Raw genomic sequence first — 26,372 nt, 5'->3', positions numbered from 1 at the left:
ACGTGGTGAAGCATGCCGTTAGCGGCTTGTTATTAGCGTAGTCAGAGATGTTGGCCGTGGCGCGCCATGATGTGCCGCACCACGCTGTAGTCCTGGAGCGAATCGCTGGATAGGTCTTTGCCGTAGCCCGAACGCTTCAGGCCACCATGGGGCATTTCGCTGACCAGCATGAAATGGCTGTTGATCCAGGTGCAGCCGTACTGCAAGCGCGCTGCGACCTGCATCGCCTTGTCCAGGTTTTGGGTCCAGACCGAGGAGGCGAGGCCGTATTCGGAGTCGTTGGCCCAGTCCACGGCTTGTTCGAGCCCGTCAAAACGGGTCACGGTGACCACCGGCCCGAACACTTCGCGCTGGACGATCTCATCGCTCTGCTTGCAGCCGGCCAGCAGCGTCGGCTGGTAATAGAAGCCGGCACCGGAATGCACCGCCGCACCGGTCACCCGCTCGATGTGCGGTTGGCCGAGGGCGCGTTCGACAAAACTGGCCACGCGGTCGCGCTGGCGGGTGCTGATCAGCGGGCCGATTTCGTTATCGGCATCGCGCTTGCCGGCGAAACGCAGGCTGCTGACCGCCGCGCCGAGCTCAGCCACCAAACGATCATGAATCCCCGCCTGTGCGTAAATCCGGCACGCGGCGGTGCAATCCTGACCGGCGTTGTAATAACCGTAAGTGCGCACACCCTCGACCACCGCTTGAATGTCCGCATCGTTACAGACGATCACCGGCGCTTTGCCGCCGAGTTCGAGGTGCGTGCGCTTCAAGGTTTTCGCCGCGGCTTGCAGGATTTTTTGCCCGGTGACGATATCGCCGGTCAACGACACCATGCGAATTTTCGGGTGGCTGACCAAGTGGCTGCCGACCCCTTCACCGCCGCCGCAGACAATATTGATCACACCACGCGGCAGGATCTCGGCCAGGGCTGGGGCCAGGGCGAGGATGGACAACGGCGTGTGTTCGGACGGCTTGAACACCAGCGTGTTGCCGGCGGCGAGGGCCGGGGCGATTTTCCACGCGGCCATCATGATCGGGTAATTCCACGGCGCGATAGAGGCGACGACCCCTATAGGATCGCGGCGCACCATGCTGGTATACCCCGGCAGATATTCACCGCTGAGCTGGCCGGTCTGGCAGCGCACGGCGCCGGCAAAGAAACGGAACACATCGACCGTCGCGCTCAAGTCATCCTGACGGGCCAGGTGCAATGGCTTGCCGCAGTTCAGGGATTCGAGACGGGCGAGGAGGTCGGCTTGTTTTTCGATCGCGTTGGCGATGTCCAGCAACAGGTTCGAACGTTGCTGTGGCGTGGTCCGCGACCAACTGGCAAACGCGTGATGGGCGGCGAGAATCGCGGCTTCCACTTGCTCGGTGCTGGCTTCGGCGATGTGCGTCAGCACTTCCCCGGTGGCGGGGTTGAGGATGGGTTCGACAAAACCCTGACCCGCGACCAATTCGCCATCGATCAACAACGCGGTGAACAACGGGGTCTGCGCGCCAGCCATCTTTCGGGTTCTCTTTTCTTGTGTGGCCATGCTGCTCCCTGTGACTGGGGCCGGCCGTCTTATATAGATGCAACAAGACTAGTGCGCGGACCCGAGGTCGACAAATACTAAATACTGAAGGTGGCGTTCGATTAAATAGATGGCTTGCGCCCGCCGTGGGGCTGCTCGCGCGCAACCGTCAGGAACGGGTCCACCAGCGCTGGCCGCGCCGTGCCGCGACGCCAGGCCAGGCCGACGTCGAGGGTCTGACTCAGGTCGGCAATCGGGCGCGCTTCGATGATGTCGCCCTCCAGCGACCACGGGCGATAGGTCATGTCGGGCTGGATCGATACGCCCAAACCGGCCGCCACCAGGCTTCGCACGGCTTCGGTCGACGCGGTTCTCAGGGTGATGCGTGGTTGCAACGACGCGGCGGACCACATGCGCTGGGCATTACGGTCCATTTCATCGACGTTCAGTTGAATCAGCGGCTCTCGCGCCACATCGGCGAGGTTGATGCTGTCGTGTTCCAGTAGCGGATGCTGCGCCGGCAGCCACAAGCGATGGGGCGAATGGGTCAGGACTTCGGTTTGCAGGGCGTGGCGGTCTTCGAGGTTGGAGAGGATCAACACGCCGACGTCGATCTCGCCACTGACCAGCAAATGCTCGATGTAGGGGCGTTCGTCTTCCATTACGCGGATTTCGACGTTGGGGTAGGCGCGTTGGAATCTTGTCAGCAAGTCCGCCAGGTAATAGCCGGCCACCAGGCTGGTCACCCCGACGATCAACTGCCCGGCCACCTGATCGGTGCTCTGTTGCAGGCTGCGCTTGGCGTTGTCCACCGTGGCCAGGATCAAGTGCGCCTGACGCAGGAATTGATGGCCCTGATGAGTCAGGCTCATCCCCTTGGCATGCCGGTTAAACAGGCCTACGCCTATCTCCTCTTCCAGTTGCTGGATCGCCAGGGTCAATGTCGATTGGGAAATGAACGCGGTTTGTGCGGCGGCGGAGATCGAGCCGGTCTCGGCCACGGCGATGAAGTGACGAATCTGACGCAGGGTCATCATGGGACAGTACCCGGTGGGCGGTTTTTATAGATTTGCTCGAGTGTATATCTTTTTAATCGATGGCTCGTTTTATCCTGGCAACATTCAGAAGCACTCTCGCCAGCAGACGCGGGGCACTTTCGAATTAGGCTCGGGGCCTTAAGTGTCCGGTTAACCCCTTTCCTGGAGGCAGCAAAATGAATACCCGTGGATTGCTCGATCAACTGCTCAAGTCCGGTCAGGACCTGCTGCAGAACAAGGCCGGCGGCAATCAGAACAAGGCGTCCAGCGGTGGCCTCGGCGGTTTGCTCTCGGGCGCGAGCGGCGGTGCGATAGCTGCGGGCGCCATGGGGTTGTTGCTCGGCAGCAAAAAGGCTCGTAGCGTCGGCGGCAAAGTCGCCGTCTACGGCGGCCTCGCCGCGTTGGGCGTGATTGCCTACAAGGCCTTTGGCAACTGGCAGGCCCAGCAAGGCACGGCGCCGAACACTGAACCGCAAACCCTCGATCGCTTGCCCCCGGCGCAAGTCGAATTGCACAGCCAGGCGATTCTCAAGGCGTTGGTGGCTGCAGCGAAAGCGGACGGCCACATTGATGAACGCGAGCGTGCGCTGATTGAAAGTGAGTTCAGCAAGCTCGACAACGATCAGGCGTTGCAGCACTGGCTGCATGCCGAACTCAACAAACCGCTGGACCCGACGGACGTTGCCCGGGCTGCCAGCACGCCGGAAATGGCCGCCGAGATGTACATCGCCAGCGTGATGCTGGTGGATGAGCAGAACTTCATGGAGAAGTCCTACCTCGATGAGCTGGCGCGGCAGTTGAAGCTGGAGCCGGGGTTGAAGGCAGAGCTGGAGAAGCAGGTGCGACAGGTTTCCCTGTAAGTCCTGGATTGAGAACCGCCGCACACCGTCTTATAAATGAAACAACGTCCTCGGCTATACTCCCCAGCATTTGAACCGCCCCGAGGACTGACTGTGAAAAACTGGACGTTGCGCCAACGCATCTTGGCGAGCTTTGCGGTAATCATCGCCATCATGCTGTTGATGGTCGTCGTCTCGTATTCACGGCTGTTGAAGATCGAAGCCAGTGAAGAAAGCGTTCGCGATGATGCGCTGCCGGGGGTGTATTTCAGCTCGATGATTCGCAGTGCCTGGGTCGACAGTTTTATCCAGACCCAGGAGATGCTCGGCCTCAAGGAAGGGCAGGGCGTCAGTGTCGAAGACGCCGCCGATTTCAAGGTGTTCGAGGCGCGACTGCTGGAGCAGATGAATAACTATCGACGCACGGTGACCACGGAGGAAGACAAGGTCGAAATCGCCGCGTTCGAAAAGCTGCATGAGGAGTACCAGAAGATCCTGGCGAAAGTCCTCGACCTGCATAAGAACAATCAGGAAGCCGACGCCATCAAACTGTTCAATGAACAGCTGACCCCGGCGTGGACGGCGGGCCGGATGAAACTCAACGACATCATCCGCGAAAACAAAGCAGTGGCCGACCAGGACATGGCGAACATCGATGACGCCGTGGTCACCGCGAAGGTCATCATGGGCATTTCCCTGCTGATTGCGGTGCTGGCCGCCGGCCTGTGCGGTTTGCTGCTGATGCGCGCGATCATGGCGCCAATGAACCGGATCGTGGACATCCTCGAAATTATGCGCACCGGCGACCTTAGTGGCCGTTTGAACCTGGAGCGCAAAGACGAATTCGGCGCCGTGGAAACCGGCTTCAACGACATGATGACCGAGCTGACGTCGCTGGTGTCTCAGGCCCAGCGTTCGTCGGTGCAAGTGACCACGTCGGTGACCGAGATCGCCGCCACGTCCAAGCAGCAGCAAGCCACCGCCACGGAAACCGCCGCCACCACCACGGAAATCGGCGCGACCTCCCGAGAAATCGCCGCGACGTCCCGGGACCTGGTGCGCACCATGACTGAAGTCTCCACTGCTGCCGATCAGGCTTCGGTGCTGGCCGGTTCCGGGCAGCAAGGCCTGGCGCGCATGGAAGACACCATGCACTCGGTGATGGGCGCGGCCGATCTGGTCAACGCCAAACTGGCGATCCTCAATGAGAAGGCCGGCAACATCAACCAGGTGGTGGTGACCATCGTCAAAGTCGCCGACCAGACCAACTTGCTGTCGCTCAACGCTGCAATCGAAGCCGAGAAGGCCGGTGAATACGGTCGCGGGTTCGCCGTGGTCGCCACCGAAGTGCGGCGCCTGGCGGATCAGACGGCCGTCGCCACCTACGACATCGAACAGATGGTGCGTGAGATCCAGTCGGCGGTGTCGGCGGGTGTCATGGGCATGGACAAGTTCTCGGAGGAAGTGCGCCGGGGCATGTCCGAAGTGCAGCAGGTCGGCGAGCAGTTGTCGCAGATCATCCATCAGGTGCAGGCGCTGGCGCCGCGGGTGTTGATGGTCAATGAAGGCATGCAGGCGCAGGCCACCGGCGCCGAACAGATCAACCATGCGCTGGTGCAGTTGGGTGATGCCAGCAGCCAGACCGTCGAGTCGTTGCGCCAGGCCAGTTTCGCCATCGACGAACTGAGCCAGGTGGCCGTCGGGCTGCGCAGCGGCGTTTCGCGATTCAAAGTCTGATGAGCGAACTCGCGGGCAAACGCGGCGCCGTGGTGCCGGCGAAGCAATCGTTGTTCCTGGTGTTTCGCATTGCCAGCGAGCGTTTTGCCTTGCAGGCCATCGAAGTGGCGGAAGTGTTGCCACGCCTGCCTTTGAAGCCGATTCCACGGGCGCCTGATTGGGTCGCCGGGGTCTTTGCTTATCGCGGCGCCGTCGTACCGGTGATCGACCTTTGTGCGCTGACGTTCGGTCAACCGGCGCAGGCCCGTACCAGTACGCGGCTGGTGCTGGTGCACTATCGGCCGGATGACACGACACCCTCGATGTTGCTGGGCCTGATCCTTGAGCAGGCCACCGATACCTTGCGTTGTGACGCTGCGGACTTCAAACCCTATGGTTTGGACAACCGCCAGGCGCCGTACCTGGGGCCGGTTCGGGAGGATGCGCAGGGACTGCTGCAATGGGTACGGGTCGTCGATTTGCTCGATGATCAGGTTCGCGCGCTGCTGTTTCCTTCGCCACCGCTGGACCTGGCATCGCTTGAGGAGCGGTCATGAGCAGCGATCAGCGTTTTTTCGATTTCCTCAAGGAACGTATCGGCCTCGACGTGACGTCGGTGGGCCCGGCGATCATCGAGCGCGCGGTGCGCCAGCGCAGCACGGCGTCCAATGCGCTGACGGCCGATGAGTATTGGCACACACTGCAAGGCTCGCAGGATGAGCAGCAGGCATTGATCGAAGCGGTGATCGTGCCGGAGACCTGGTTTTTCCGTTATCCGGAATCCTTCGCGACCCTGGCGAAACTGGCGGTAAAACGGCTGGCCGAAATCAACAACATGCGTGCGCTGCGAATTCTCAGCCTGCCGTGTTCCACGGGTGAGGAGCCGTATTCCATCGCCATGACCCTGCTTGATGCCGGGCTTGAACCGCATCAGTTCAAGGTAGAAGGCATGGACGTCAGCCCACTGTCGGTGGAAAAGGCCAGGCGTGCGGTCTACGGGAAAAACTCGTTTCGCGGTCACGATATCGCGTTTCGCGACCGCCATTTCAGTGCCGAAGACGACAGTTATCGCCTCAGCGAGCGCGTGCTTGAGCAGGTGCGTTTGCAGGTCGGCAACCTGCTTGATCCGGCCTTGCTCGCTAACGCGCAACCCTATGATTTTGTGTTCTGCCGCAACTTGCTGATCTATTTCGATCAGCCAACCCAGCAGCAGGTTTTTGAAGTACTCAAGCACCTGACGCATGTCGACGGCGTGCTGTTTATCGGCCCGGCCGAAGGTGGTTTGTTGGGGCGTTTTGGCATGCGCTCGATTGGCATTGCGCAGTCGTTTGCGTTCAGCCGCCAGAGTGCGCCACAGCCTGAGCCGTTTCCCGTGTTCGTGCCGGCGCCGCTGCCGGTACGCCAACCCGTGCGCAGCGTGACACCGCCAACCGTGCGTAACCGCCCGTTCACCCCCCTCACGTCGCCAATCGCCGCGAAAGCATCGGACGCGATTGCGTTGCTGGCGAACATCGCGGTGCTGGCCAACGAAGGCAAAAGTGTCGAAGCCCGCGCCGCGTGCGAAGGGTATTTGCGCAGCCACGAGCCGGTCGCCCAAGTGTTTTACTGGCTGGGGCTGCTCAGCGATGTCAGTGGAAACACCTTCGAAGCCCAAGGTTTTTATCGCAAGGCGTTGTACCTTGAAGCGCAACATCCCGACGCGTTGATGCACCTGGCGGCCTTGCTGCAATCCCAGGGTGATGCGGCGGGTGCCAGACGATTGCAGGACCGCGCCGCCCGCAGCGAGCGCGCCGACAGTGAGCGTAAACGATGAGCGCCTCCGACACCTTGAACGTTACCCATGAAGATGCCCAGGCCATCGACGATTGCTGGAACCGCATCGGTATTCACGGTGACAAGTCCTGCCCGCTGCTGACCAAGCACATTCACTGCCGCAATTGCGCGGTGTACTCGGCCGCCGCTACGCGTTTGCTCGACCGCTACGCCTTGCAGCAGGACGACCGCGTGCAACATTCGGCAGCGGTTGAAACCGAGGTGAAAACCCGTTCGCTGCTGATGTTCCGACTCGGCGAGGAATGGCTGGGCCTGGCCACTCGCAGCCTGGTGGAAGTGGCGCCCCTGCAAGCCATTCATTCGTTGCCGCACCAGCGCTCCCGGGCGTTGCTCGGCGTGGCGAATGTTCGCGGAGCGTTGGTCGCGTGCCTGTCGTTGGTGGAATTGCTCGGGCTCGACGCCACCAACAACGTGGCCACCGGTGCGCGGGTTATGCCGCGCATGCTGATCATCGCCGCCCACGGTGGGCCGGTGGTGGTGCCGGTGGACGAGGTTGACGGGATTCATGCCATCGACGAACGAATTCTGGATGCCGCATCGCAATCGGGCACTCAGGCCAGCGGCAAATACACCCGAGGCGTGTTGCCGTTCAAAGGTCGCAGTTTGCGCTGGCTGGATGAAGAACAGTTGCTGTCCGCCGTGACCCGGAGCCTCACATGACCCCCGAGCAAATGCGCGACGCTTCGTTGCTCGAACTGTTCAGCCTGGAAGCCGAGGCCCAGACCCAGGTCCTGAACGCCGGGCTGTTGGCGTTGGAGCGCAACCCGACTCAGGCCGATCAGCTCGAATCGTGCATGCGCGCGGCGCACTCGCTAAAGGGCGCGGCGCGGATCGTCGGTGTCGATGCCGGGGTCAGTGTTGCGCATGTGATGGAAGACTGCCTGGTCAGCGCTCAGGAAGGGCAGTTGTACTTGCGGCCCGAGCACATCGATGCGTTGTTGCAAGGCACCGATCTGCTGATGCGCATCGCCACGCCGAACAACAACCTGACACCGGCGGATATCGAGGCCTATGTGGCGTTGATGGCCCATGTACTTGATCCGTTGGCACCGGTCGAACCGCTCAGGGACGAACGTCTGCCTGAACCGCAGACCGTCGAGTTGCCGGCCCCGGTCATTGAGCCGCCAGCCGCCCCGGTTGAAACCCCGCGCAAGGCTAAACGCACCACCGAAAACGGTGAGCGCGTGCTGCGCGTCACGGCCGAGCGCTTGAACAGCCTGCTCGACCTGTCGAGTAAATCCCTGGTGGAAACCCAGCGGCTCAAACCACACCTGGCGACCATGCAGCGCCTCAAGCGCATACAAAACAACGGTCTGCGGGCACTGGAAAACCTCAACGTGCATCTCAAGGAGCACGCCTTGAGCCTTGAAGCTCAGGAGGCGCTCGAGGATGCGCGGCGGTTGCTGGCGGAATCCCAGCAACTGTTGATCGAAAAAAACGCCGAGCTGGATGAGTTTGCCTGGCAGGCCAGTCAGCGGGCGCAGGTGCTGTACGACACCGCGCTGGCTTGTCGCATGCGCCCGTTTGCCGACGTGTTGAGCGGGCAGGTGCGCATGGTCCGCGATCTGGGCCGGGACCTGGGTAAACAGGTGCGGCTGGAGATCGAGGGCGAGAAAACCCAGGTCGACCGCGACGTCCTGGAAAAACTCGAAGCGCCACTGACGCACTTGTTGCGCAACGCCGTGGATCACGGCATCGAATCCCCGGAACAAAGGTTGCTGGCCGGCAAACCGGCGGAGGGGGTGATTCGTCTGCGTGCCTCCCATCAGGCCGGTCTGCTGGTGCTGGAGTTGAGCGATGACGGCAACGGCGTCGACCTGGAAAAGGTCCGCCGCACCGTTGTCGAGCGGCAGTTATCCCCAGCCGAAACCGCCGCGCAATTGAGCGAAGAAGAGCTGCTGACGTTTTTGTTCCTGCCGGGTTTCAGCCTGCGCGACAAGGTCACCGAAGTCTCCGGACGTGGTGTCGGGCTGGATGCGGTTCAACACATGGTCCGCCAATTGCGCGGAGCGGTGGTGCTGGAGCAAACGGCGGGCGCAGGCAGCCGCTTCCACCTCGAAGTGCCGCTGACGCTGTCGGTGGTCCGTAGCCTGGTGGTGGAAGTCGGTGACGAGGCTTATGCGTTTCCGCTGGCTCATATCGAACGCATGTGCGACCTGGAGTCGGCGGACATCGTGCAGGTCGAAGGGCGTCAGCATTTCTGGCATGAAGGTCGGCATGTCGGCCTGGTGGCGGCCAGTCAGCTGTTGCAGCGCCCGGTCAGCCAGAACAGTCAGCAGACGCTTAAAGTCGTGGTCATCCGCGAGCGCGATGCGATTTACGGCGTGGCGGTCGAGCGTTTTATCGGCGAGCGGACATTGGTCGTATTGCCGCTGGACGAACGTCTGGGCAAGGTGCAGGACATCTCCGCCGGGGCCTTGCTCGACGATGGTTCGGTGGTGCTGATCGTCGACGTCGAAGACATGCTGCGTTCGGTGGACAAACTGCTCAATACCGGGCGCCTGGAGCGCATTGCCCGCCACAGCAATCAAGCGGTCGAGGCGGCGCGTAAACGGATTCTGGTGGTTGATGACTCACTGACGGTTCGCGAGTTGCAACGCAAGCTGCTGCTCAATCGCGGCTACGATGTGGCCGTGGCGGTTGACGGTATGGATGGCTGGAACGCCCTGCGCTCGGAGGATTTCGATCTGCTGATCACCGACATTGATATGCCGCGCATGGATGGCATCGAACTGGTGTCGTTGCTGCGCCGGGACAATCGCCTGCAATCGCTGCCGGTGATGGTGGTGTCGTACAAGGATCGCGAGGAAGACCGTCGTCGTGGACTGGACGCCGGGGCCGACTATTATCTAGCCAAGGCCAGTTTTCATGACGATGCCCTGCTTGATGCAGTGGTTGAGCTCATCGGAGGAGCAAAGGCATGAAAATCGCGATCGTCAATGACATGCCCATGGCGGTAGAGGCTTTGCGCCGGGCCTTGGCGTTTGAGCCGGCGCACCAGGTGATTTGGGTCGCTGGCAATGGAGCGGAGGCGGTGCAGCTTTGCGCCGAAAATACGCCGGATCTGATTTTGATGGACCTGATCATGCCCGTCATGGACGGGGTGGAAGCGACCCGGCGGATCATGACAGAAACACCGTGCGCCATTGTCATCGTCACCGTTGACCGCCAGCAGAACGTGCATCGGGTGTTCGAGGCCATGGGCCACGGCGCGCTGGACGTGGTCGACACCCCGGCCCTCGGTGCCGGCAATGCCCAAGAGGCGGCGGCCCCGTTGTTGCGCAAGATCATGAACATCGGCTGGCTGATTGGTGGCCGCAACGCTCAAGTCCCGAAGGCACCGAGCCCGCATCGCAGTTCCGCCTCGCGCCAGCGCCTGATCGCCATCGGCTCATCCGCCGGCGGGCCGGCAGCGCTGGAAATTCTGCTTAAGGGTTTGCCGCGAGATTTTTCGGCAGCGATCGTGCTGGTCCAGCATGTGGATCAGGTCTTCGCTTCCGGCATGGCCGAATGGCTCGGCAGCGCCAGTGGCTTGAACGTGCGCCTGGCAGTGGAAGGTGAGACGCCCCAGGCTGGCACGGTGTTGCTGGCCGGTACCAACCACCATATTCGCTTGCTGAAAAACGGCACGCTGGCCTACACCGCTGAACCGGTCAACGAAATCTACCGTCCTTCAATTGATGTGTTTTTCGAAAGCGTTGCCAATTACTGGAACGGTGACGCCGTGGGGGTTTTGTTGACCGGCATGGGGCGCGATGGCGCGCAGGGGCTTAAACTCATGCGCCAACAGGGTTACCTGACCATCGCTCAGGACCAGAACAGCAGTGCGGTGTTCGGAATGCCCAAGGCGGCCGCGGCCATCGACGCTGCTGTGGAAGTCCGCCCACTGAACAAGATCGCACCACGATTGCTGGAGATCTTTCCGAAATGACCACCATTAGCAGTAATCCTGGCAAAGGCAGTATTCAGGTGACCGCACATGAATGAATTACAGCTCGACGACTACAAGACCGACGAAAACGCCGCCATGGTGTTGTTGGTAGACGATCAGGCGATGATCGGCGAAGCGGTGCGTCGCGGGTTGTCGAACGAAGACAATATCGACTTCCACTTCTGCGCCGACCCGCACCAAGCCATTGCCCAAGCGATCCGCATCAAGCCGACGGTGATCCTTCAGGATCTGGTGATGCCCGGTCTGGACGGCCTGAGCCTGGTGCGCGAGTACCGCAATCATCCGGCGACCAAGGACATTCCGATCATTGTCCTGTCGACCAAGGAAGACCCGCTGATCAAGAGCGCGGCGTTTGCGGCCGGGGCCAACGATTATCTGGTGAAGCTGCCGGACAACATCGAGTTGGTGGCGCGCATTCGCTATCACTCGCGCTCCTACATGACGCTGTTGCAGCGCGATGCGGCGTACCGGGCGTTGCGGGTCAGCCAGCAGCAACTGCTCGACACCAACCTGGTGCTGCAACGCCTGATGAACTCCGATGGCCTGACCGGGCTGTCGAACCGCCGGCATTTCGATGAGTACCTGGAACTGGAGTGGCGCCGTTCGCTGCGTGACCAGAGCCAATTGTCGTTGCTGATGATCGATGTGGATTACTTCAAGTCCTATAACGACAGCTTCGGCCATCTGGAGGGCGACGAAGCCTTGCGCAAGGTGGCGACGGCGATTCGCGAGGCCAGCGCTCGCCCGTCCGACCTGCCAGCCCGTTACGGTGGCGAAGAGTTTGCGTTGGTGCTGCCCAATACCACGCCGGGCGGTGCGCGGCTGGTGGCGGAGAAACTGCGTCAAACCGTGGCCGCGCTGAAAATTCCGCACATTTCACCGACCGAAGGCTCATGCCTGACCATCAGCATCGGCCTGTCCACCATGGTCCCGCAGCAGGGCAGCGATTGCCGGCAATTGATCTCGGCGGCGGATAAAGGGCTGTATCTGGCGAAGAACAATGGGCGTAATCAGGTGGGGATTGAGTGAAGTAATACGCGACCTGTAGCAGCTGCCGAGCCTGCGAGGCTGCGTCCGGCGGCAAAGCCGTCGTAAAACCATACAACACGGTCTACCAGGCAAACCGCGGGCGCAGGATTGGCGAGGACTTCGTCCTCGGACGCGGCCTCGCGGGGCTCGACCGCTGCTACAGGGATGTTCCATGGTTTCAATCAAAACCATTCGCCGGTAAAGCGGCCAGGCGGGCTGCCGTGACAGCCTGATTACGTTATACTCGCCGGCTTTCAAAAGTTCGCCAACGAGTGCTGCCCGCCATGGAAATCAACCCGATCCTTAACAGTATCAAGGACCTGTCCGAGCGCTCCGAAACTATTCGGGGGTATCTTTGACTACGATCAAAAGCATGAGCGTCTGACTGAAGTCAATCGCGAGCTTGAAGATCCGTCTGTCTGGAACAACCCGACGTACGCTCAGGAACTGGGCCGCGAGCGGTCCATGCTGGCGCAGATCGTCGAAACCCTCGACGAAATGCACTCAGGCCTGGCCGACGCCAAAGACCTGCTGCTGATGTCCGCCGAAGAAGAAGACCAGGCCGCCGTCGATGACGTCGCTGCCGAAGTCGAGCGCCTGCGCGAGTCGCTGGAAAAACTCGAATTCCGTCGCATGTTCAGCGGTGAAATGGATGCCAACAACGCCTACCTGGATATCCAGGCCGGCTCCGGTGGCACCGAGGCTCAGGACTGGGCCAACATCCTGCTGCGCATGTACCTGCGTTGGGCTGACAAGCGCGGTTTCGACGCGACCATCATGGAGCTGTCCGCCGGTGAAGTCGCCGGGATCAAGGGCGCTACCGTGCACATCAAGGGCGAATACGCCTTTGGCTGGTTGCGTACCGAAATTGGCGTGCACCGTCTGGTGCGCAAGAGCCCGTTCGACTCCGGTAACCGCCGCCACACCTCGTTCTCGGCGGTGTTTGTGTCGCCGGAAATCGATGACAACATCGAAATCGACATCAACCCGTCGGACCTGCGCATCGACACCTACCGCTCCTCCGGTGCCGGTGGTCAGCATGTAAACACCACCGACTCGGCCGTACGTATCACCCACGTACCGTCCAACACCGTGGTCAGCTGCCAGAACGAACGCTCCCAGCACGCCAACAAAGACACCGCGATGAAAATGTTGCGGGCGCGCTTGTACGAGCAGGAAGTGCAGAAACGCAATGCCGCCTCCCAGGCCCTGGAAGACACCAAGTCCGACATCGGCTGGGGTCACCAGATCCGCTCGTATGTACTCGATGCGTCGCGAATCAAGGATTTGCGCACTAACATCGAACGCAGCGACTGCGACAAGGTGCTCGACGGCGATATCGACGAATACCTGGTGGCCAGCCTGAAACAAGGCCTGTAAGCCATGCAATACAGGATCGACTGACATACCTCGATCCTTGTAGGAGCCGGCCTGCCGGCGATCCCCAGGCCGCAGGCCTGGGGGCAACGAACCTGTGATGGAATATTTAAAGACATGAGCGACCTAGAACTCGACCCGCAAGCCCTGCAACAGGAAGAAAACTCCCTGATCGCCCTGCGCAAGGAAAAGCTTGCTGCCGAGCGCGCCAAGGGCAATGCCTTCCCGAACGACTTCCGCCGCGAAAACTACTGCGAAGATCTGCAGAAGAAATACGCGGACAAGACCAAGGAAGAGCTGGCAGAGGCTGCAATTCCGGTCAAGGTTGCCGGTCGCATCATGCTCAACCGTGGCTCGTTCATGGTGATTCAGGACATGACCGGGCGGATTCAGGTTTACGTCAACCGTAAAACCCTGTCCGAAGAAACCCTGGCCGCCGTGAAGACCTGGGACATGGGCGACATCATCGCCGCCGAAGGCACCCTGGCCCGTTCCGGCAAGGGCGACCTGTACGTTGAAATGACCACTGTGCGCCTGCTGACCAAGTCGCTGCGCCCGCTGCCGGACAAGCACCACGGCCTGACCGACACCGAACAGCGCTACCGTCAGCGTTATGTCGACCTGATCGTCAACGAAGACGTGCGCCAGACCTTCCGCGTTCGTTCGCAAGTCATCGCGCATATCCGCAGCTTCCTGATGCAGCGTGACTTCCTGGAAGTCGAAACGCCGATGCTGCAAACCATTCCTGGCGGTGCGGCGGCCAAGCCGTTCGAAACCCACCACAACGCGCTGGACATGGGCATGTTCTTGCGCATTGCGCCTGAGCTTTACCTCAAGCGTCTGGTGGTTGGCGGTTTCGAGAAAGTGTTCGAGATCAACCGCAACTTCCGTAACGAAGGCGTTTCGACTCGTCACAACCCTGAGTTCACCATGTTGGAGTTCTACCAGGCTTACGCCGACTACGAAGACAACATGGACCTGACCGAAGAACTGTTCCGTGAGCTGGCGCAGCTGGTTCTGGGCAGCACTGACGTGCCTTACGGCGACAAAGTGTTCCACTTCGGCGAACCGTTCGTGCGTCTGTCGGTGTTCGACTCGATCCTCAAGTACAACCCTGAGCTGACCGCTGACGACCTGAACGACATCGACAAGGCTCGCGCCATCGCCAAGAAGGCCGGCGCCAAGGTGCTGGGCTTCGAAGGTCTGGGCAAGCTGCAAGTGATGATTTTCGAAGAACTGGTCGAGCACAAGCTGGAGCAGCCGCACTTCATCACCCAGTACCCGTTCGAAGTGTCGCCGCTGGCTCGTCGCAACGATGACAACCCGAACGTCACCGACCGTTTCGAATTGTTCATCGGCGGCCGTGAAATCGCCAACGCCTACTCCGAGTTGAACGACGCGGAAGACCAGGCTGAGCGTTTCATGGCGCAAGTCGCTGACAAGGACGCGGGCGATGACGAAGCCATGCACTACGACGCCGACTTCGTGCGCGCGCTGGAATACGGCATGCCGCCAACGGCGGGTGAAGGCATCGGTATCGACCGTCTGGTGATGCTGCTGACCAACTCGCCGTCGATCCGCGACGTGATCCTGTTCCCGCACATGCGGCCGCAAGCTTAAGTGTTTCAATTAAAAAGCCGCCTTTTCAGGCGGCTTTTTATTGCCTGTCTGGCACAAACGTATCAATTTGTTGCTTTCATCTGAGAGGAAAGACCTGTCGTGAATCGTGCAATGGCTCAAGAAGGTGCAGCGGGTATCGCCACTGCGGTCGCTGAAAGTGTTCAGTACCAGGGCCGCAAGGCCAGCCGACAGGGCAGCGAGCAGCGTCGACAGGACATTCTCGATGCGGCGATGCGCATTGTCGTGCGCGATGGCGTGCGGGCCGTACGCCACCGGGCGGTGGCGGCCGAGGCCGGCGTACCGTTGTCGGCGACGACCTATTACTTCAAGGATATCGATGACTTGCTCACCGATACCTTCGCTCAATACGTGGAACGCAGTGCGGCGTTCATGGCCAAGTTGTGGGTGAACAACGAAGGCCTGCTGCGCGAGATGGTGGTCAGCGGCGACGGCAGCCCGCAGGCGCGCGCGCAACTGGCAGACGATATCGCGCGGCTGATGGCGGACTACGTTCACCGGCAATTGATCAACCGTCGCGAACACTTGATGGCGGAACAGGCGTTCCGTCAGGAGGCCTTGTTGAACCCGCGCCTGGCGGAACTGGTGCGCTCGCATCAGCAAATCCTCCTTCAGGGCACGTGCCAGCTTTTCGAGGTATTGGGTTCTCGTGAGCCACAAGAGGATGCCAAAGTGTTGACGGCGATTATCGGACGGATGGAGTATCAGGGCTTGCTCAACGACGCGGAGCCTGTGGGCGAAGAAGAAATGCTCGGTATCCTCAATCGTTACATGCACTTGGTACTCGCGTCGGTGTAATCCCTGAGGGCGCCACAAAACCCTGTGGGAGCGAGCTTGCTCGCGATGACGGCCTGACATTCAACATCTCTGTTGGCTGACACACCGCTATCGCGAGCAAGCTCGCTCCCACAGGGGCAGGTGTTCAGTTCAGGGCTGCGTGTGTTCATAGGGAGTGTTGAATGAAAGCCTGGCGTGGCGTAGTGATCGCCTTGTCGTTGTTGCTGCTCAGTGGCTGTCTGGTGACCTTCAAGGAGCCTCTGCCCGCAAGCGACCCCGCGCCCAAAGGTTTACTCGGCAAATGGACCAGCACCAACGCCTGGGGCGAACCGATGAATCTTGAGTTGACGCGCATCGGCGACAATCGCTATCAGGCGGTCAGTTACTTCAAGGCAACCCCCGGCGAACGTGAAGCCTATCCCTTCACCGTCTCGCGCCATGGCAGCCGCTGGTACTTGTCGGCGAAGGTGCCGGCCAAATTCGGCGGGCATTTCACCATTGCCGGTTTCGAGCTCACTGAACAACATGAACTGGTGGTCTACAACCTCGACCTCGAGCAGATCAACCAGGCCCTCGGACAAAAAGTCTTGAGTGGCGAAGACTTCCAGACCGATGACGGCGACGGCGTATTGGTCAACAACTCGATGGATCAGGTGTTTACTTACCTCGACGATCCGGCCAATTCCGATGTCTTCGTCGAAGCGGTGCGCTATCAGCGCATGGCCAAACGCAAATAAACCCAGTACATAACGGCTTTTCTACAGGAGTTTCGGGTGGACGATTACCAGCAGACGATACGCATTTTGTCCGATCGCATTGTGCTGGCGCAGACGCCGATTCGGGTCCTTGATGCGGTCAAGTGGGACGACACTATCCGTCAGAAATTTCTCAAGGCCAAGGGCAAGGAATTGCCTGCCGTGGACCGTGACTATTACCTGAACCGGCCGCTGGCGTTCGATTCCAGCCAGGTGAAACTGGAGTTCCAGAACATCGAGCGCGACATCACCCGCCAGCTCGGCCAGTTCAATCCGGTCGGCCAGATCATGCGTCGCATGTGCAAGGAATACCGCATGGTGGTGCGCATGCTCGAAGCGCGCGGCACCGAGGATTTCGGGCTGATTTCCCAGGAGCTGTATGGCGCCGCGTCCGATGCGTTTCACGCTGGCGACCCGACCTTGTCCGACCTGGGCCTGATGCTCTCCGATTACCTGAACAATATTGATGGCCGTGGCGATCTCAAGGATGAACCGAAGACGCTGACCGCCAAGGACGCTGTCGCGATGCTGCAGCATCGTTTGAACAAGGTGTTTGGCGAGGCCGAGGAAACCATTCGGGTGTTTGAGTCCGACGGCATCGTCGCCGATGCGGCAGCGGGGGCCGACTACATCAAGATCCGCTCCGACGCGATGTTCAACGACCGCGACGTGCGAGCCCTGGAGGTTCACGAAGGGCTGGTGCACGTAGGCACCACGCTCAATGGTCTGAACCAGCCGATCTGCACCTTTCTGGCCAAGGGCCCGCCGTCCTCGACGGTGACGCAGGAAGGCCTGGCGATCCTGATGGAAATCATCACCTTCGCGTCCTACCCGAGTCGCCTGCGCAAACTGACCAACCGCACCCGCGCCATTCACATGGTGGAGGAGGGCGCGGACTTCCTGCAGGTGTTCGAGTTTTTCCGTGAGCAAGGGTTTGAAATGCCCGAGAGCTACAGCAACACCAGTCGCGTTTTCCGTGGCTCGGTGCCGACAGGTCTGCCATTTACCAAAGACTTGTCCTACCTCAAGGGCTTCATCATGATTTACAACTACATTCAGTTGGCGGTGCGCAAAGGCAAGCTGGAGCAGATACCGCTACTGTTTTGCGGCAAGACCACGCTGGAAGACATGCGCACCTTGCGCCAGTTGGTCGATGAAGGATTGGTGGTGCCACCCAAGTACTTGCCCGAACAGTTCCGCGACCTGAACGCGCTGTCGGCGTGGATGTGCTTCTCCAACTTCCTCAACCACCTGAGCCTGGACCGGATCGAGGCGGATTACTCCAACATCCTGTGAACCATGAGGTCCCCTTTAGGAGCCGAGCTTGCTCGCGATGGCGCAATTACATTCAACCTGTGTATCGCCTGACATACCGCTATCGCGAGCAAGCTCGGCTCCTACAGACCCAGTGTTTCAACCCTTATTCTCGCGAGGTTTCAACGGATGAGATTCCTCGGCATTGTTTGTCTGCTTCTGACCTTGAGCGGCTGCAGCTCGCTGCTGTTCTACCCTGAGCCCGGGCAGTTGTTTACCCCGGATAAAGCTGATCTCGAGTACCGCGATGTCACCCTGGTCACCGCCGACGGCGTCAAGCTGAATGCCTGGTGGCTGCCGGCGAAAAAAGGTGTCGAGGTCAAAGGCACTGTCCTGCATTTACACGGCAACGGTGGCAACCTGCCGATGCATCTGGGGGGGAGCTGGTGGTTGCCCAAGGAAGGCTATCAAGTGCTGCTGATCGACTATCGCGGCTATGGTTTATCCGAAGGGAAACCGAGCCTGCCGGCACTCTATCTGGACATAGACGCGGCGTTCAAATGGCTTGATCAGGCACCCGAGGTCAAAGGCAAACCATTGATCCTGCTCGGTCAAAGCCTCGGTGGCTCGATGGCCGTGCACTACCTTGTTCAACACCCTGAGCGCCAGAAGCAACTCAAGGCGCTGGTCCTTGACGGTGCGCCCGCCAGCTATCGAAGTGTTGGCCAGTTTGCCCTGAGTACCTCATGGTTGACCTGGGCAGTCCAGGTGCCGTTGTCGTGGCTGGTGCCGGACGGCGACAGCGCGATCAACTTGATGCCACAGCTCAACGGCGTACCGAAACTGCTCTACCACAGCATCGACGATCCGATCGTGCCCCTTTCCAACGGCATCCGTCTGTATCAAGCTGCGCCGCCGCCACGGGTGCTGCAACTGACCCGAGGGGGGCATGTGCAGACGTTCGCCGACCCGGTCTGGCGAACCGTCATGTTGCGTTATCTCGACGATCCGCAGCATTTCAACGGCCTGCGCCGCCTGGGTGAAATCCCCAATTACCCGGCGCCCAAACATTCTGAAGATGAACCACCAGAGAGTCCGCAATGAGTGAAGAACGTAACGCCATCCCGCTGATCATCACCGGTATCTGCAGCATCCTCAGCACTGTCGGTGCCCTGTGGTGGTACGGCTACCTGCATTTCGCCAAGCCTGAGGATGCGTTGCTGCTCAACGAATTCACGATGCTTAAAACCATTCCGGGCGAAGACTACAAAGTCTCGCTGGAACCGGCGGCCCAGGTCGCGCAATGCGTCGACGGCGTGCTGGTATTGTTCGACACCGAGCAAAAAGGCCTGACCGGTGTGCTGATCGACAGCAAGAAAAAAGCCGTGCGCTGCATGGGCCAGGAAACCCCGCAGAAACTGGAACAGTAACCGGGATTTGTCATCACCCAAGATCCAGTGTGGGAGCACGTTCGCTCCCACCGTTTCATCGCGGCTGGATCAGTGTTTTTGCTTGTCGTTACCAGCCGACAAATCGTGCAGATGACGACGGGACAACGCGAGAAAACGCGGCGTCGGACCGACGTCTTCGTACAGCGGGTCACCTTCTTCATCGGTGGCCACAACCGTCGAGCCCTTCACGTACGGAAAGCTTTTTTCGAGCTCTTCCAGAGCGGCGCCGATCAACTCGCCCAGCAGTTCTTCGGGTTGGCGTTTGGGGTACATCTCGGTGATCGCCGCCAGCCGTGCGGCGGCCTCCACGTCCAGATGAATCGTGTAGCCCGTCTCGGTCAGGCGACCCTTGGCGTTTTCTTCCCAATGCTGGGCAAGCTCGCGAATTTTCATAGTGACCTCAATGCGTTCCTGCTCGTGGCAGGCCGTTTCAGAGTCCGGCAGTGGCCGGCGAAAGCCGTTGTGCGGCTTCCTCTTCAGACTAGCTTCTGCACCGTGAGTTTAAAGTCCCTTCGTCGTTTGCTTGTAAGAACGGCTTTACGGCGGCACTCTTGGGCAAAGCATGATGTTCATGGCCGCCCGGATTTTTTGCTGGAGAACTGCTGATGACCGATATTGATGCACGCTTGCGCGAAGACGTTCACCTGTTGGGTGAGCTGCTGGGCAACACCATTCGTGAACAGTACGGGGACGGCTTTCTCGACAAGATCGAGCAGATCCGCAAGGGCGCCAAGGCCGACCGTCGCGGTTCGGTGGACGCCGAACTGAGCGCCAGCCTCAACCAATTGAGCGAAGACGAATTGCTGCCGGTGGCGCGGGCGTTCAACCAGTTTCTCAACCTGGCCAACATTGCCGAGCAATATCAGTTGATTCATCGCCGCGAAGCGTCGCAACCCGCGCCGTTCGAGGCGCGCGTGCTGCCGGAACTGCTCGCTCGCTTGCGCGCCGAAGGCCACAGTGCCGATTCCCTGGCCCGGCAATTGGGGCGACTGGACATCGAGCTGGTGCTGACCGCGCACCCCACCGAAGTGGCGCGCCGCACACTGATCCAGAAGTACGACGCCATCGCCGCGCAACTGGCCGCACAAGATCACCGCGACCTGACCCCAGCCGAACGCGAACAGATCCACGCGAAACTACAGCGCCTGATCGCCGAAGCCTGGCATACCGAAGAAATCCGCCGCACCCGCCCGACGCCGGTAGACGAAGCCAAGTGGGGCTTCGCGGTGATCGAACATTCGCTGTGGCAGGCGATCCCCAATTACCTGCGCAAGGCCGATAAAGCCCTGTATGACGCTACCGGCCTGCGCTTGCCGCTACAGGCCGCGCCGATTCGCTTCGCCTCGTGGATGGGCGGCGACCGCGATGGCAACCCCAACGTGACCGCGACCGTCACCCGTGAAGTGTTGTTGCTGGCGCGCTGGATGGCGGCCGATTTGTATGTGCGTGATGTCGATCACCTGGCGGCCGAGCTGTCGATGCAACAAGCCAGCGAGGCGTTGAAAGCCAAGGCCAGGGACAGCGCCGAGCCGTATCGCGCCGTGCTCAAACAGCTGCGTGAACGCTTGCGTGCGACGCGCAACTGGGCGCATGCGTCGTTGACGACCGCCACCCCCGCACCGCCCGATGTACTGCAAAACAACCGCGAACTGCTGGATCCACTGGAGCTGTGCTACCACTCGCTGCATGAGTGCGGCATGGGGGTGATCGCCGATGGCCCGCTGCTCGATTGCCTGCGCCGGGCGGTGACGTTCGGCCTGTTTCTGGTGCGCCTCGATGTGCGTCAGGATTCGTCGCGGCACACCTCGGCCATGACCGAAATCACCGATTACCTGGGCCTGGGTCGCTACGAAGACTGGAGCGAGGATGTGCGCATCGAGTTCCTGATGCGTGAACTGAACAATCGTCGGCCATTGCTGCCGGCGTACTTCAAACCGTCGGCCGACACCGCCGAAGTGCTGGCGACCTGCAGGGAAGTGGCCGCCGCTCCCGGTGCATCGCTCGGTTCATACGTGATTTCCATGGCCGGTGCGGCGTCCGACGTGCTCGCCGTGCAACTGCTGCTCAAAGAGGCCGGCGTGCTGCGGCCGATGCGCGTGGTGCCGTTGTTCGAAACCCTGGCCGACCTTGATAACGCTGGTCCGGTGATCGAAAAACTGTTGCTGCTGCCGGGCTATCGCGCGCGCTTGCAAGGCCCGCAAGAAGTGATGATCGGTTACTCCGACTCGGCCAAGGATGCCGGCACAACGGCGGCGGCGTGGGCGCAGTACCGGGCGCAGGAACGCTTGGTCGACATCTGCCGTGAACAGCAAGTGGAGCTGCTGTTGTTCCATGGTCGCGGCGGCACCGTGGGGCGTGGCGGTGGGCCGGCGCATGCGGCGATTCTGTCGCAGCCGCCAGGGTCGGTCGCGGGGCGTTTCCGCACCACCGAGCAAGGGGAAATGATTCGATTCAAATTCGGCCTGCCGGACATCGCCGAGCAAAACCTCAATCTGTACCTGGCGGCGGTGCTGGAAGCGACCCTGCTACCACCGCCGCCACCTGAGCCGGCATGGCGTCATTTGATGGACGAACTGGCCGACGATGGCGTCAAGGCGTACCGCGCCGTCGTGCGGGAGAACCCGCAATTCGTCGAGTATTTCCGCCAGTCGACCCCGGAACAGGAACTGGGACGTTTGCCGTTGGGCAGCCGCCCGGCCAAACGTCGCGCCGGCGGGATCGAAAGCCTGCGCGCCATTCCGTGGATTTTCGGCTGGACCCAGACCCGCCTGATGTTACCGGCCTGGTTGGGTTGGGAAGCGGCATTGAGCAAGGCGCTGGAGCGCGGTGAAGGCGAGTTGTTAGGGCAGATGCGTGAGCAATGGCCGTTCTTCCGCACCCGCATCGACATGCTGGAAATGGTCCTGGCCAAAGCGGACGCTGACATCGCCCGATCCTACGATGAACGCCTGGTCGAGCCGGATTTGCTTCCTTTAGGTGTGCATTTACGCGACCTATTGTCGCAGGCCTGCGCAGTGGTGCTGGGGTTGACCGGTCAGTCGCAGCTGCTGGCACATAGCCCAGACACCCTTGAATTCATCCGGTTACGCAACACTTACCTCGACCCGCTTCATCTATTGCAGGCGGAGTTGCTGGCACGTTCGCGGCAGCAGGACGTGGCGCAGGGCAGCCCTGTAGAACAGGCGCTGCTGGTGTCTGTGGCGGGGATTGCCGCCGGTTTGCGAAATACCGGCTAAGGTTTTTGCCGTGGGGCGAGGCACTCGACGCAGGCGTCGAGTGCCTGTCGGTGAAGGTGTTGAAAGGTCGGTCAGGCGACAGTTAATGATGGGGTTGCGACTTGGAGCACTTCATCGAAGGGGCATGACAGGCGCCGGTTTCTCCGACTTTCGGCGGCTTGTGTGGGCAGGAACTGCTGTGTATCTTGAGCAGCCTTTGGCCGTTTGGGCGGCCACGACCCTATTTTTGAGATTGGCCCCACGAGGCGAATCTGACGATATCCATATAAAAAATTGAGGAGCACATCGATGCGCGTCATTCTGCTGGGAGCTCCCGGGGCCGGTAAAGGTACTCAGGCACAGTTCATCACCGAGAAATTCGGCATTCCGCAAATCTCCACTGGCGACATGTTGCGTGCAGCCGTCAAGGCCGGCACTGAGCTGGGCCTCAAGGCCAAGGGCATCATGGATGCTGGCGGTCTGGTCTCCGATGACCTGATCATCGCACTGGTCAAGGACCGTATCGCTCAAGCCGACTGCGCCAAGGGTTTCCTGTTCGACGGTTTCCCGCGCACCATTCCTCAGGCTGAAGCGTTGGTAACCGCTGGCGTCGAGCTGGATGCCGTGGTCGAAATCGCCGTCGAAGACGAAGAAATCGTCCAGCGCATCGCCGGTCGCCGCGTTCACGAAGCCAGCGGCCGCGTGTACCACATCGTCTACAACCCGCCAAAAATTGCCGGCAAGGACGACATCACCGGTGAAGAGCTGGTGCAGCGCAAGGACGACACCGAAGAAACCGTGCGTCATCGCCTGTCGGTCTACCACTCCCAGACCAAACCACTGGTAGCGTTCTACCAGAATCTGTCCGCTGCCAATGGCAAGCCGAAGTACAGCCACATCCCTGGCGTCGGTTCGGTTGAAGCGATCACGGCCAAGGTGCTTGAAGCACTGAGCTGATAACCGCTTCATCTTCTACGGCCCGCTTGCGGGCCGTAGTTGTTTATACTGGCGAACTTTTTCTGAATTCTCTTACGGATACATCGATGAGCACCTTGCTGGCCCTGGACACCGCGACCGAAGCTTGCTCCGTTGCCTTGCTGCATGACGGCAAAGTCACGAGCCATTACGAGGTGATTCCGCGCCTGCATGCCCAGAAGCTGTTGCCGATGATCCAGCAATTGCTCGCCGACGCCGGGACCACCTTGCAAGCCGTCGATGCCATCGCATTTGGTCGCGGGCCGGGCGCCTTTACGGGTGTGCGGATCGCCATCGGCGTGGTCCAGGGCCTGGCGTTTGCGCTGGATCGCCCGGTGTTGCCGGTGTCGAACCTGGCCGTACTGGCGCAACGCGCCTATCGCGAACACGGTGTGAGCCAGGTCGCCGCGGCAATCGACGCGCGGATGGATGAAGTGTACTGGGGCTGCTATCGCGAAACGGCCGGGGAAATGCGCCTGGCGGGCAATGAAGCCGTGTTGCCACCCGAAGCGGCGGCGTTGCCGGCGGATGCCAGCGGTGAGTGGTTCGGTGCCGGCACGGGTTGGGGTTATGCCGAGCGCATTGCCGTGAACCTGACCGGGCAGGACGCGGGCATGCTGCCGCATGCCGAAGACCTGCTGACACTGGCGCGGTTTGCCTGGGAGCGCGGCGAGGCGATTGTCGCGGATCAGGCTCAGCCGGTTTACCTGCGCGACAAAGTGGCGACGCCCAAAGCCCGTTGATATCCAGCACCGGGTTGGTTCCATCGCGGGCAAGCCCGCTCCCACAAGGGGTAGCGTAGATCCTGTGGGCGCGTGGCTTGCCCGCGATGGCGATCTATCCAGCGCAGCCAATCGTCGATTTATACCTCCTGTTTTTAAACCTTTTCCGTTTTCTGTGTTCTAGTTATCACTCGGCGGTTTGCGAAGTGGGAAATGCGCCACTAAACTGCCATCACTGATACCGGACATGTACTCATGCGTATAGACGGCGTTTCCTCTCAGTCCTACCCCATCAAGCGCAAGGCTCGCAAAGGCCCTGTGGCGGAAGACGATTACGTTGATATCGACGGCGAGCTGGAAATTCCATCCGAAGAGCAAATGGCTGCCCGTGCCGCCAAAGCCTCCGCGCAACGCCTGAGCAATCTCCCGGCTCGCCAACAAGACATGATCTACCACCGCGCCATGAGCAAAAGCGTTGCTACGGCACTCGCCAGCTACCTGAGCACGGCCACTTTTGTCGATTGGGATACGGATGTGCTGGGCCTCGACCTGTACATCTGATGGGGCAGCCTTACTACCTCGGCTGCCCGTCCTGGAGTGAAAACGCCTGGCGCGATTACCTCTATCCGCCAGACGCCAAACCTGCTGAATTTCTAAATTTCTATACCCAAGTATTCAATGCCGTAGAAGGCAATACGACCTTCTACGCGAGCCCGGCTGCCTCGACTGTGCAGCGTTGGGCCGAGGTCATGCCCGAACACTTTCGTTTTACCGCCAAGTTCCCCGGTGACATCAGCCATGGTGGTGACCTGCGCGAACAACTGACCGCCGCCGAAACTTTCGTGAAGTTGCTCAGCCCTTTGGGCGCGCGGGTTTCGCCGTTGTGGCTGCAATTGTCGAAAAGCTTCACGCCGCAACGGTTGCCGGAACTGGCCGCTTTCATTGATGGGCTGGAGCGACCTCTGGCCGTCGAGGTGCGCCATGACGCGTTCTTCGCCAAAGGCGATGCCGAGCGAATGCTCAATCGATTGTTGATGGATCGCGGTGTCGAGCGCATCTGCCTCGATCCGCGAGCGCTGTTCAGTTGTGTGTCGACCGATCCGTCGGTGCTCCACGCCCAATCGAAAAAGCCCAAAGTGCCGCCACGTCCGGCGGCGTTCACACAATTCCCGCAAGTGCGCTTCATCGGCCATCCGCAGCTGGAAGCCAACGATCCGTTCCTGGTGCCGTGGGTCGAGAAAATCGCCGCGTGGATCGAAGAGGGCCGTACGCCGTACATCTTCCTGCACACCGCAGACAACCTGCTGGCCGCCAAGCTGGCGCAACGTTTTCACGCACAACTGATGTTGCGTTTGCCTGGCCTGCCGCCGCTGCCTGAGCTATACAGAGAACCCGCAGTGGAGCAACTTGGCTTGCTCTGAGGCGGTTTTTTCCCCTTTTCAGGAGCCTGCCCAATGGATGCGCAAACCCTTCGAGCCCAGGCGTTCAAAGCACTGCACGAACGCGCCGGGGCTTTTGTCATTCCCAACCCGTGGGACGCCGGCTCGGCGAAAATGCTCGCCAGTCTCGGCTTCGAGGCGCTGGCCACCACCAGTGCCGGTTATGCCTTTTCCAATGCGCGCCCCGATGGCGCAATGGCTCTGGACGATACGCTGGCAAATGTCCGCGCGATTGTCGCAGCGACGAATCTGCCCGTGGCGGTGGATCTGGAAAATGGCTTTGCCGATGACCCCGTCGAATGCGCCAAGAGCATTCTGCGCGCGGCTGAGGCCGGTGCGGTCGGCGGTTCTATCGAAGATGCCACGGGCCGTGAAGCGGCGCCGATCTACTGTTTCGAACATGCGGTGGCGCGCGTTGAAGCCGCCGTGGCCGCGGCGCGCAGCCTGCCTTTCCCCTTCATGCTGACCGCGCGTGCCGAGAACTTCCTGCACGGCAATCCCGATCTCGCCGACACCATCCGCCGCTTGCAGGCGTTCGCCGAGGCGGGGGCCGACGTGCTCTACGCACCGGGACTGCGCAGTGCCGAAGACGTCTTGGCGGTGGTTCGTGCCGTGGCGCCCAAACCGGTCAATGTGTTGATGTCTGGCGGGCTCAAGTTGACGGTCGAGCAGTTGAGCGAGATGGGCGTCAAACGTATCAGCGTCGGTTCGGCGCTGGCGTTGGCAGCGTATGGCGAGTTTTTCCGTGCGGCCGAAGAGATCAAGACATCGGGCACCTTCGGGTTTACCTCGCGATCCATGCCGTACGCGAAGGCCAATCAACTGTTCAAAGGCTGACGATGGGGTGTCGCTGAG

Annotated in this window: 24 protein-coding genes; 21 read left to right on the top strand and 3 right to left on the bottom strand. The window is 60.6% G+C overall.

Annotation, left to right across the window (positions count from 1 at the left end; translation table 11 throughout):
* Window positions 1-41: 41 nt before the first annotated feature.
* Together BMS17_RS09200 and BMS17_RS09195 are read right to left on the bottom strand one after the other, a co-directional pair.
* Window positions 42-1,529, bottom strand: coding sequence for a gamma-aminobutyraldehyde dehydrogenase (locus BMS17_RS09200; RefSeq protein ID WP_077430810.1), 1,488 nt, complete (start codon window positions 1,527-1,529; stop codon window positions 42-44).
* A 101-nt stretch (window positions 1,530-1,630) separates the two neighbouring features.
* Window positions 1,631-2,545, bottom strand: coding sequence for a LysR family transcriptional regulator (locus BMS17_RS09195; RefSeq protein ID WP_046029088.1), 915 nt, complete (start codon window positions 2,543-2,545; stop codon window positions 1,631-1,633).
* Between the two features lie 176 nt (window positions 2,546-2,721).
* On the opposite strand from BMS17_RS09195, the gene BMS17_RS09190 reads away from it, so the two are divergent.
* The 15 genes from BMS17_RS09190 (at window position 2,722) to BMS17_RS09115 (ending at window position 19,145) form a co-directional block, all read left to right on the top strand.
* Window positions 2,722-3,405, top strand: a complete 684-nt coding sequence (locus BMS17_RS09190; RefSeq protein WP_046029090.1) for a tellurite resistance TerB family protein — start codon at window positions 2,722-2,724, stop codon at window positions 3,403-3,405.
* A gap of 93 nt (window positions 3,406-3,498) precedes the next feature.
* On the top strand, window positions 3,499-5,121 hold the full coding sequence (locus BMS17_RS09185; protein ID WP_077430809.1) for a methyl-accepting chemotaxis protein: 1,623 nt from the start codon (window positions 3,499-3,501) through the stop codon (window positions 5,119-5,121).
* Complete coding sequence (locus BMS17_RS09180; protein WP_046029103.1) at window positions 5,121-5,657, top strand: chemotaxis protein CheW; 537 nt, start codon at window positions 5,121-5,123, stop codon at window positions 5,655-5,657. The genes BMS17_RS09185 and BMS17_RS09180 overlap by 1 nt, the downstream gene beginning before the upstream one ends.
* The gene (locus tag BMS17_RS09175) at window positions 5,654-6,913 is read left to right on the top strand and encodes a protein-glutamate O-methyltransferase CheR (protein ID WP_077430808.1); all 1,260 of its coding nucleotides are present in this window, start codon (window positions 5,654-5,656) and stop codon (window positions 6,911-6,913) included. Before BMS17_RS09180 ends, BMS17_RS09175 begins: the two co-directional genes overlap by 4 nt.
* The gene (locus tag BMS17_RS09170; protein ID WP_077430807.1) at window positions 6,910-7,593 is read left to right on the top strand and encodes a chemotaxis protein CheW; all 684 of its coding nucleotides are present in this window, start codon (window positions 6,910-6,912) and stop codon (window positions 7,591-7,593) included. Before BMS17_RS09175 ends, BMS17_RS09170 begins: the two co-directional genes overlap by 4 nt.
* Window positions 7,590-9,857 carry a hybrid sensor histidine kinase/response regulator gene (locus tag BMS17_RS09165; RefSeq protein WP_077430806.1) on the top strand — a complete coding sequence of 756 codons (2,268 nt, stop codon included), beginning with the start codon at window positions 7,590-7,592 and terminating at the stop codon, window positions 9,855-9,857. Before BMS17_RS09170 ends, BMS17_RS09165 begins: the two co-directional genes overlap by 4 nt.
* Entirely contained in the window at window positions 9,854-10,864 is a 1,011-nt protein-coding gene (locus BMS17_RS09160; protein ID WP_077430805.1) for a chemotaxis response regulator protein-glutamate methylesterase, read from the top strand. Before BMS17_RS09165 ends, BMS17_RS09160 begins: the two co-directional genes overlap by 4 nt.
* 48 nt (window positions 10,865-10,912) lie before the next feature.
* Window positions 10,913-11,914 carry a PleD family two-component system response regulator gene (locus BMS17_RS09155; protein ID WP_046029115.1) on the top strand — a complete coding sequence of 334 codons (1,002 nt, stop codon included), beginning with the start codon at window positions 10,913-10,915 and terminating at the stop codon, window positions 11,912-11,914.
* A gap of 284 nt (window positions 11,915-12,198) precedes the next feature.
* A protein-coding gene (gene prfB, locus BMS17_RS09150) for a peptide chain release factor 2 (protein WP_109786026.1) occupies window positions 12,199-13,294 on the top strand; the annotation gives its coding sequence in 2 pieces (ribosomal slippage) (window positions 12,199-12,270 and window positions 12,272-13,294; 1,095 coding nt in all).
* A gap of 114 nt (window positions 13,295-13,408) precedes the next feature.
* Entirely contained in the window at window positions 13,409-14,911 is a 1,503-nt protein-coding gene (lysS, locus tag BMS17_RS09145; RefSeq protein ID WP_046029121.1) for a lysine--tRNA ligase, read from the top strand.
* 99 nt (window positions 14,912-15,010) lie between these two features.
* Window positions 15,011-15,727 carry a TetR/AcrR family transcriptional regulator gene (locus tag BMS17_RS09140; protein ID WP_046029123.1) on the top strand — a complete coding sequence of 239 codons (717 nt, stop codon included), beginning with the start codon at window positions 15,011-15,013 and terminating at the stop codon, window positions 15,725-15,727.
* A 161-nt stretch (window positions 15,728-15,888) separates the two neighbouring features.
* Window positions 15,889-16,443 carry a hypothetical protein gene (locus BMS17_RS09130; RefSeq protein ID WP_046029125.1) on the top strand — a complete coding sequence of 185 codons (555 nt, stop codon included), beginning with the start codon at window positions 15,889-15,891 and terminating at the stop codon, window positions 16,441-16,443.
* 36 nt (window positions 16,444-16,479) lie between these two features.
* Window positions 16,480-17,757, top strand: coding sequence for a flavohemoglobin expression-modulating QEGLA motif protein (locus BMS17_RS09125; RefSeq protein WP_046029128.1), 1,278 nt, complete (start codon window positions 16,480-16,482; stop codon window positions 17,755-17,757).
* 147 nt (window positions 17,758-17,904) lie between these two features.
* Window positions 17,905-18,819 (top strand): alpha/beta hydrolase, encoded by a 915-nt coding sequence (locus BMS17_RS09120; protein ID WP_077430802.1) that lies wholly within the window; start codon window positions 17,905-17,907, stop codon window positions 18,817-18,819.
* Complete coding sequence (locus BMS17_RS09115) at window positions 18,816-19,145, top strand: hypothetical protein (protein WP_077430801.1); 330 nt, start codon at window positions 18,816-18,818, stop codon at window positions 19,143-19,145. Before BMS17_RS09120 ends, BMS17_RS09115 begins: the two co-directional genes overlap by 4 nt.
* Before the next feature lie 69 nt (window positions 19,146-19,214).
* Here the strand turns inward: BMS17_RS09115 and BMS17_RS09110 are convergent, their stop codons facing one another.
* Entirely contained in the window at window positions 19,215-19,559 is a 345-nt protein-coding gene (locus BMS17_RS09110; RefSeq protein ID WP_034150733.1) for a hypothetical protein, read from the bottom strand.
* 212 nt (window positions 19,560-19,771) lie between these two features.
* On the opposite strand from BMS17_RS09110, the gene ppc reads away from it, so the two are divergent.
* The 6 genes from ppc (at window position 19,772) to BMS17_RS09080 (ending at window position 26,354) form a co-directional block, all read left to right on the top strand.
* Window positions 19,772-22,402 carry a phosphoenolpyruvate carboxylase gene (gene ppc, locus BMS17_RS09105; protein WP_077430800.1) on the top strand — a complete coding sequence of 877 codons (2,631 nt, stop codon included), beginning with the start codon at window positions 19,772-19,774 and terminating at the stop codon, window positions 22,400-22,402.
* A gap of 288 nt (window positions 22,403-22,690) precedes the next feature.
* On the top strand, window positions 22,691-23,338 hold the full coding sequence (adk, locus tag BMS17_RS09100) for an adenylate kinase (RefSeq protein WP_046029141.1): 648 nt from the start codon (window positions 22,691-22,693) through the stop codon (window positions 23,336-23,338).
* A gap of 86 nt (window positions 23,339-23,424) precedes the next feature.
* Complete coding sequence (gene tsaB, locus BMS17_RS09095; protein ID WP_046029144.1) at window positions 23,425-24,099, top strand: tRNA (adenosine(37)-N6)-threonylcarbamoyltransferase complex dimerization subunit type 1 TsaB; 675 nt, start codon at window positions 23,425-23,427, stop codon at window positions 24,097-24,099.
* 234 nt (window positions 24,100-24,333) lie between these two features.
* Complete coding sequence (locus tag BMS17_RS09090; RefSeq protein ID WP_046029145.1) at window positions 24,334-24,639, top strand: hypothetical protein; 306 nt, start codon at window positions 24,334-24,336, stop codon at window positions 24,637-24,639.
* Window positions 24,639-25,499: a DUF72 domain-containing protein gene (locus BMS17_RS09085; RefSeq protein WP_046029146.1), complete on the top strand. Its 861-nt coding sequence runs from the start codon at window positions 24,639-24,641 to the stop codon at window positions 25,497-25,499. Before BMS17_RS09090 ends, BMS17_RS09085 begins: the two co-directional genes overlap by 1 nt.
* A 33-nt stretch (window positions 25,500-25,532) precedes the next feature.
* The gene (locus tag BMS17_RS09080; protein WP_046029147.1) at window positions 25,533-26,354 is read left to right on the top strand and encodes an isocitrate lyase/phosphoenolpyruvate mutase family protein; all 822 of its coding nucleotides are present in this window, start codon (window positions 25,533-25,535) and stop codon (window positions 26,352-26,354) included.
* Window positions 26,355-26,372: the final 18 nt, after the last annotated feature.

The sequence above is a fragment of the Pseudomonas sp. C9 genome (genome assembly GCF_002000165.1).
In the GTDB taxonomy this organism is placed as follows: domain Bacteria; phylum Pseudomonadota; class Gammaproteobacteria; order Pseudomonadales; family Pseudomonadaceae; genus Aquipseudomonas.
The sequence above is the reverse complement of the archived record's forward strand: the minus strand, read 5'-3'. Positions and strand labels throughout refer to the sequence as shown.